A 6743-nucleotide genomic window follows, 5' to 3' on the forward strand; every position below is an offset into this window, starting at 1 on the left:
ATCGCCCTTGCCACCTTTTGTACATGCCATACTGAGATGTCCTTAATATCGACCTTAGGGGTAGTAAAGGTTTCTTTACTAGGGTAGGCAGTAAGGAAAATTCCATAAGAAAAACCCCTATTTTTTAAGGGGTTTGTTCTTTTTACCTTTGACCTCTTTGCCTTTCACAAAATAGTAAACCTTAACGCCATAAAAAACACTTACACCAACAGCACTAAAAGTCGTTATAATCACAGTGCTAACTACCATTAAAACAATTTTCAATAAAAATAATGACATTCCTATTTCCATTTTATTCAAGTCCTCCATATCTATATCACTTTTAATACGCAAGCATTATAAGAGAACTTTTCACGGATTTTAACGGGAACTCGTAATTATTTTTTTATCTATAAAGGTACACCATAATAGACGGTACAGAATGTGACCATAACGGTGTCTATCTATAAAATAAAAAAGACCTTTATGCACGTCTAAAAATAAATTGACCTTTATAGACTATTGGTGTATATTAAGGCTACCAATTTAAAGAAACGGTGGTTTTAACAATGGGAATCAATTTTGGCTATGTACGTGTATCTTCTAAGGAACAGAATTTAGATAGACAGTATGAGGCGTTAAAAGGCTATGTAACGGACGAAAAATACATATACAGTGACAAGGCTAGCGGGAAAGATATGGAACGTGAGGGCTTTCAAAACATGCTTAAAGCAATGCGAAAAGGAGACACCCTTTACATTAAATCTATTGACCGTCTAGGACGTAATAAGGAACTGATTAAGGGGTACTTAGAACATTTCAAGAAAGAAGGTATTCTAGTTAAAATAATCGACCTTCCTACTACAATGCAAGACGTCCCAGCTGGGCAAGAATGGGTTATAGATATGATTAACAATATTATTATCGAGGTTTACACTTCTATCGCACAACAGGAAAGAGAAACTACTTTGCAACGTCAAGCCGAGGGGATCGCTGTTGCCAAAGCTAAAGGAAAGCATTTAGGGCGTCCAGTTATGGAACTTCCTAAGGAATGGACTAAGCTATATAAACAGTGGAAAGCTGGCGAAATAACAGCCGTGGCATTTATGGACACTATCGGAATGAAAAAAGCGACTTTCTATAAAAAGGTGAAGGAATACGAGGCTACGCTTTAAACAGTGTCAGCCTTTTCGATTTTAAGGGGTGTAACGGTCTCCCTAAGAGGTTTTAATTTTCACAGCTAAGTTAAATAAAGCTAAAAGGGGGAAAGCCCTTGTATGGCTTTTTGTGGCGTTTTAGGGGCGGTTGTGCATTCCCTTTTATTGCACAACTGTTAATAGACATTCGTGTAAAGGTAAAAAACTTGACAAACACCTGATACAGCTGAATTTGTGCAAAAAAAGTTTTAGAAGTGGTTATGTAAAACAAGCAATCAAGCCTTAAAATTTGCACAACTTTGCATAATTTTAAGGCAATATTAGGCACTTTAACTTACTAAATTATCCAATGAGTTTTTTTTACGATATATCGGAAAACCCTACAGCCATCTATATTAAGCTATAAATATCCTTGTGTTTTACTAGAAGATATAAGATAATTTCACTAACAAAAAATATGGACGAAAAGAAAAAAGGCTGTTCCATATGTTAAGCCTGAGAAACTTAACGGAACAACCTTATGCCCTATCGCACCTCTCACAGTCTTTAGGGAAAAATGATTATCTAAATCAATATAAGCCTATTATATACGGTGTATAAAAAGAATTTCAACCGTTATATCATATTTGTTAGAGTTTCGATAGCTAGGTTTATAAAGGTGGATTTTACAATTTTTCCCGTTGGTTTAGGTGAAAGGGTAAGATTCACCTTTTTTGCGTCCTGAAGGAGATCATAAACATGTCAAAACTCATACAAGTACCTTATAACTACCAAGTGGATGTTCCAATAGCTACAGCACAGGCAGTACAAGCCAATAACCAAAACTCTATTTCTTTGGAAGCGTTGGGGTTGCTGGTTAACCTTCTTTCTTACCCGACTACATGGGAATTACATAAGACAGAACTATATAAACGATTTGCTAAACATAAAGAAACATCTGTTAAATCAGCATGGAATGACCTTATGAACGCTAACTACATTATCGAATTTAAGTATCGTGTGGGGAAAAAGTGGGAATATGTTTACTACTTCCGAAAAGTACCGTTTACAGATGAAGAAAAGGCTGAAATCCTTGCTAATGCTGAAAAGGAATACGGTGAAATTTGGGGACTTGATTTTCAAGACCTCAAAATGGAGACCTCAAACTCAAGAGGTAATCAAAAGACTATATTAAATAAAAAACCTATATTAAATAATAAAGATATTGATGATGATGATAAAAAGCGAACTGAGAGTTCGCCTTCTCATAACGAAGAAAATATAGATTTAACAATTAGTAATTTACGAGAGGCTACTAAGGAAGAACTAACGGATAGAAGTTTTAATGCTGTTGTACGGAGAGTTGTCGATAAATATAAACAAGGCAAGGTAAACAGTTTTAGGGACTATTTGGTGACTGCTTTATCAAATAAAATTGAGGAACTGGAATTACGCAGACTTAAAGATGAGGAACAAAAGAAAGCCCTTGAATCTATCAAACAAGAAACAGCAACTAGACTTATGAATGTGGAACACCAGCGACCAGTGCCATTCTATAACTGGTTAGAAGAAAGAAGCTAAGGAGGAATAGATCAATGTTTACACCATTTTATCGTGCTATGCCTGTAACAATACAAGAAGATAATGGGGAATCTAAAGAATACTCTTGTTTAGCAGATGAAAGAGGCTTTGTTTACGAAAAAGAACATGTATTACGTTTACTTGAACAGGTAAGAGAGTTTTATGAACGTGAAGACGCTAATGAAATGCTTATAGATTATAACAAAGCAAAAAAATTAGAAGAAATTATTCGTATGGAAAAAGTTAAATTCTTAAAAAACGAAAATGGTAAATATACAATACCGCAAGCTAGCCATAAGTATAAGGTATTCAAAACAGACAAAAAACATTGGTCTATCACATGTGGCTGGTGTGGAGAAAAGGTCTCCAGCAAAGATAAAGAGGGCTATTATTCCATAAATAATGGTCGTTTTAACGTTGTTTTTGAACGTGCATGTTCTGAGGACTGTGCCCAGCTAATTTGGAAAGAGGGCGTTAAGAACTGGATACATGAAAATGGGTATCAAAAGTTTTTTGACTGTTAAAAAGGCATAAAAAAGCCCCTAGCAGTCCGTGAAGGATTTGCTAGGGATCTTGAAATTATGTATCGCTGCTATTCAATTATTTAACTAGTTGGGTACTATCCCATTGGTTAAAGACCTATGCTTACGCATGTTATTACGCTAACGCTTCATAACGGATATTTTTTTAACTGATTAACTATTATTTTTATTTACTGTTAGCAGTGATCTTTGAGTTATTTATTTATTTTAATATCGTTGCAAAGCAACTGGCGAAGCCATAATCTTTTATCTTTGTTACTGTAATTACTGTTACTAGTAATATTACTTTAGTTAAGGTTATTTAATATACTTTTATAGACGTGACAGCCCCCTTTATTACAGGGCGTTTTTTGCACAAATTTATAAACCCAGTGATAGCAAGGGTTCAGCAAAGTACACAGTTTAGGGATTAACCTTCTTTTGTGTATCCTGATTTGTTAGGCCCACTTTTAAGGTCATTCAAATTGTGCTTATACTTGTGATTATTAAAAGCTGTAAATCCTTGATAAATAAGGCTTTTTAAAGTGGTATAGTCACAAGGGATTAACCCCCTTAAAATACCAGCCTTTAAGGACGTTAATAACCACAAATGGTGTTGCCTTTTAAAAAAATTACATAAATTCAATGTATTTCTATATAACAATACCCCCTGTGGACTCACAGGAGGCTTTTTAAGGCGTTTTATTTTTAAAATGGTATAAAACTAAGAGTAATAATAAAAAACGCTGTAAAGGGCTATTAAAGGGCTTTGAAAGCCTCTCACAATAACCCTTTCTCTTTGAATACCTTTCGCAAGCACTCGTTCACCAACTCGCTTTTAACCCCACTATTAACGCTATCAATAATTGCTAGCACATCGCTATCAAAATAAAACCCTCTATACTCTTTTTTTGCTTTCTTTCCAGCTAGCAATCTATCTATGTTATCGCTATCATTATTGATATTTGTTTTACTATCATTTTTACTAGTGTTTTTGATTACTATTTCGGGGCTATCTTGCAATGTGCTAGCTGTTTCTTTGCTAGCCTTTTCAACTCCCCTTTTACTATTGTTTCTAGTAGTGTAAACCCCTTTATTTTTAATAGGCGTTTTACTCTTGAATACCTCGTCAATTGTAAGGTCATACACGTTTAAATCTTCACCAACAAAGTCATATCTACCCTCTTTTGAAGACCATATAAAGCCTAACTTTTTAATTTTAGTTTGAATCGTTCTATCGCTAGTGCTGTAATTTTCCGCAAGATCTGCCACTTTTAATTCTTTATTTGCTATTGCATTTACTAGGTCTTTTACTAACATATTGCCGTTTATTTTGCTGTCCATATTATCCCCCCCGAACATTAGTCATTCTATATGATTCAATGCTAGCAACTTAATTTCCTCCTTACTAAAAATATAAATTCCACCTGTATTGAAAGGGGATTTACTGCACTTAAGGGTAGGGAAGGTGTTTGGCTATTGTAGCCATTCTTTTTTTATTTTGACTTAACTTCCCAAAATGGGAACTGGAGGGATAAAGAAATGATAGGTGTTGATGTAAGTACATTACCTTTCCAGTCGAAAATCACTTATCACATGATTAAGTACATTCGGCTGTGTAGGAATATGACGCAAGAACAGTTTAGTGAGGTATGCAAGATTGATCGAAGCGTCCTTGCTAAGTTGGAACGTGGTGAATTGAAATTATCAATTAACTACGAAACAAAAGTGATGGACGGTGTAAAAGCGTTAAATATCAGTCAATACGAACTAGACGCAATTAAGTCGCTACTTAAACACAAAAATAAACAATAAGGGGATCAGGCTATGTTAGAGAAAATTATTGAGGTAAAAGTGAATCGAAAGGAACTTGAAAAGGTACTGAAAGAAATGAACCTGTTTGACCACCTTAAACAGGAAATTGAACAGCTACATGTAGATGAGACCAGGTTAATTGAACAGCAAAAATATATTGAAAATCAGCTTCAGGAACTGCAACAGAACTACACCGAAAATATGGTACAACAAGAAACGGCTGGCATTATGGAAGTGGTTCAATTAAGAGTGGAATCTAAGAAAATGACTGAACAAATTGAGATAATGAACAGTTTACTAGCTGAAGTGAAAGAAGAAAAACAAGAATTGATGTTCAAATACTATATTCGATTCAGGGACGCACTTTCAAACGCTAGTATTATTGCTTCTAAGTACGATTTCGCCCCTGTTCTTACAAATAGCATTGCTGAATTACTTGCTGTTGCTAAAGAAATCGGGGAAGAAGCTAAACAGCAGTACAATGAAGTTTACCCCGATATTTCATATGTACTGTTTGATAACAAAGTACGGGAACGCTATCCACGTATCGTGTCAACGTATGATGCTAATCGCTATATGCCTCGTTTTAACTGGAATGAAAGAACAGTACTTGAAAGAGAACAAGTACATCGGGCTATTCAAAATGGACAACTACCATATCAGTTTGATAGTAAGGTCATCACAGACCATAATAAGTGATAATTACTTTGTAAGAAGATCAAGGAGGGCTTTAGGAATTAGCCCTCTTTTCTCCCTTTTATTCGTCCCCGTCTTTTCCATGCAATGCCTCATGGTTTAATCGTCTGATTTCCTCTAGCGTGGGCTTTCTTCCGAAATGTTTCACAGCTAAAGCCTTAAGTAGTTCAATTCTTTCACCGTTGTCCATTTCTTCAATCGCCTTTAGGATTTGTTCAGCGTTCATTTGAGTCACTTATATAACCCCCCAAAATATTTATTTATCGCTGCTTATTTATTCTGAGTTACTCAATTATAGCAAAAACCCAATGTACACCCTTTTCTAAAATGCAGTGAGAGTAATCGAGATGGGCAATGGTACACTGTACTAATTCTCGATCCGTCTCACGTCAGTCTAGCTGTTGGCATTACTGACTTTCTAGCTGATTATGCTTGGAAAAGTTTGAAAAAAACTACCGCAAAATTTTCTAGCGTTAATGGCTGGAGGAAACTGATTAAAACCTTAACCACCCTTACCCCCGTTTCCAGCAGTTCCCAGCAAAGGTTGGAAAAATGGTGCATATATTTTTCATACAGCAGACCGATCCCCTAGACCCCCCGTGCCCCCGTGGGGTGGGCTTGGGAGGGGGTGGCGTGGTGTCAGGTATTGGGCTGTGGTCATTGAATGTGCTGGGGCTGTTACGGGTGAGTTTCGTTTTTCGATTGCTTAAAATGAAAGGGACTTTTGAGAGTGACTTTTGAGAGTGCTTGAACCCGTATTGCTACGTTGTCAGCTGTTCACTCTCATATGTGTTGACATGTGATAGTACTGAGTGGGGGATAGTGTGCCTCTACTTGCCTGTGTGTACCTGACCATACCTGTAGGCGTGGTGCTGTGGGTCTGTGTGCCTGAGTGTATGTGTATGTACAGGCGTGTAACGTGCCCTGTGTGGCGATCTATCGCCCTTGCCACCTTTTGTACATGCCATACTGAGATGTCCTTAATATCGACCTTAGGGGTAGTAAAGGTTTCTTT

8 protein-coding genes are annotated in these 6743 nt (G+C 36.4%); 5 read left to right on the forward strand and 3 right to left on the reverse strand.

Annotated features, from left to right (window positions below; genetic code table 11):
* Positions 1-117 precede the first annotated feature (117 nt).
* Positions 118-291, reverse strand: a complete 174-nt coding sequence (locus AC3II9_RS21205; RefSeq protein WP_489158682.1) for a hypothetical protein — start codon at positions 289-291, stop codon at positions 118-120.
* A gap of 257 nt (positions 292-548) precedes the next feature.
* Here AC3II9_RS21205 and AC3II9_RS21210 point away from each other — a divergent pair, with 257 nt between their 5' ends.
* The 3 genes from AC3II9_RS21210 to AC3II9_RS21220 all read left to right on the forward strand — a co-directional run bounded on the left by AC3II9_RS21210 (position 549) and on the right by AC3II9_RS21220 (position 3220).
* Positions 549-1154 (forward strand): recombinase family protein, encoded by a 606-nt coding sequence (locus AC3II9_RS21210; RefSeq protein ID WP_489158683.1) that lies wholly within the window; start codon positions 549-551, stop codon positions 1152-1154.
* A gap of 720 nt (positions 1155-1874) precedes the next feature.
* A complete protein-coding gene (locus AC3II9_RS21215; protein ID WP_489158685.1) occupies positions 1875-2696 on the forward strand; it encodes a hypothetical protein in 822 nt (273 codons plus the stop codon).
* Between the two features lie 14 nt (positions 2697-2710).
* Complete coding sequence (locus AC3II9_RS21220; protein ID WP_489158687.1) at positions 2711-3220, forward strand: hypothetical protein; 510 nt, start codon at positions 2711-2713, stop codon at positions 3218-3220.
* A 777-nt stretch (positions 3221-3997) separates the two neighbouring features.
* Here AC3II9_RS21220 and AC3II9_RS21225 read toward each other — a convergent pair.
* Positions 3998-4561 (reverse strand): hypothetical protein, encoded by a 564-nt coding sequence (locus tag AC3II9_RS21225; protein ID WP_489158689.1) that lies wholly within the window; start codon positions 4559-4561, stop codon positions 3998-4000.
* A 252-nt stretch (positions 4562-4813) separates the two neighbouring features.
* Here AC3II9_RS21225 and AC3II9_RS21230 point away from each other — a divergent pair, with 252 nt between their 5' ends.
* Positions 4814-5032 carry a helix-turn-helix domain-containing protein gene (locus AC3II9_RS21230; RefSeq protein ID WP_489158694.1) on the forward strand — a complete coding sequence of 73 codons (219 nt, stop codon included), beginning with the start codon at positions 4814-4816 and terminating at the stop codon, positions 5030-5032.
* 12 nt (positions 5033-5044) lie between these two features.
* Complete coding sequence (locus AC3II9_RS21235; protein ID WP_489158691.1) at positions 5045-5731, forward strand: hypothetical protein; 687 nt, start codon at positions 5045-5047, stop codon at positions 5729-5731.
* A 58-nt stretch (positions 5732-5789) separates the two neighbouring features.
* Here AC3II9_RS21235 and AC3II9_RS21240 read toward each other — a convergent pair whose 3' ends face one another.
* The gene (locus AC3II9_RS21240) at positions 5790-5963 is read right to left on the reverse strand and encodes a hypothetical protein (RefSeq protein ID WP_489158693.1); all 174 of its coding nucleotides are present in this window, start codon (positions 5961-5963) and stop codon (positions 5790-5792) included.
* Positions 5964-6743: the final 780 nt, after the last annotated feature.

The sequence above is a fragment of the Lysinibacillus sp. RU7 genome, assembly GCF_057837305.1.

Bases quoted from the DNA above. Each gene is read 5' to 3' on its own strand.
- AC3II9_RS21220 (WP_489158687.1), top strand. From the start codon at position 2,711: ATGTTTACACCATTTTATCGTGCTATGCCTGTAACAATACAAGAAGAT.
- AC3II9_RS21230 (WP_489158694.1), top strand. From the start codon at position 4,814: ATGATTAAGTACATTCGGCTGTGTAGGAATATGACGCAAGAACAGTTT.
- AC3II9_RS21215 (WP_489158685.1), top strand. From the start codon at position 1,875: ATGTCAAAACTCATACAAGTACCTTATAACTACCAAGTGGATGTTCCA.
- AC3II9_RS21235 (WP_489158691.1), top strand. From the start codon at position 5,045: ATGTTAGAGAAAATTATTGAGGTAAAAGTGAATCGAAAGGAACTTGAA.
- AC3II9_RS21205 (WP_489158682.1), bottom strand. From the start codon at position 291: ATGGAAATAGGAATGTCATTATTTTTATTGAAAATTGTTTTAATGGTA.
- AC3II9_RS21225 (WP_489158689.1), bottom strand. From the start codon at position 4,561: ATGGACAGCAAAATAAACGGCAATATGTTAGTAAAAGACCTAGTAAAT.
- AC3II9_RS21210 (WP_489158683.1), top strand. From the start codon at position 549: ATGGGAATCAATTTTGGCTATGTACGTGTATCTTCTAAGGAACAGAAT.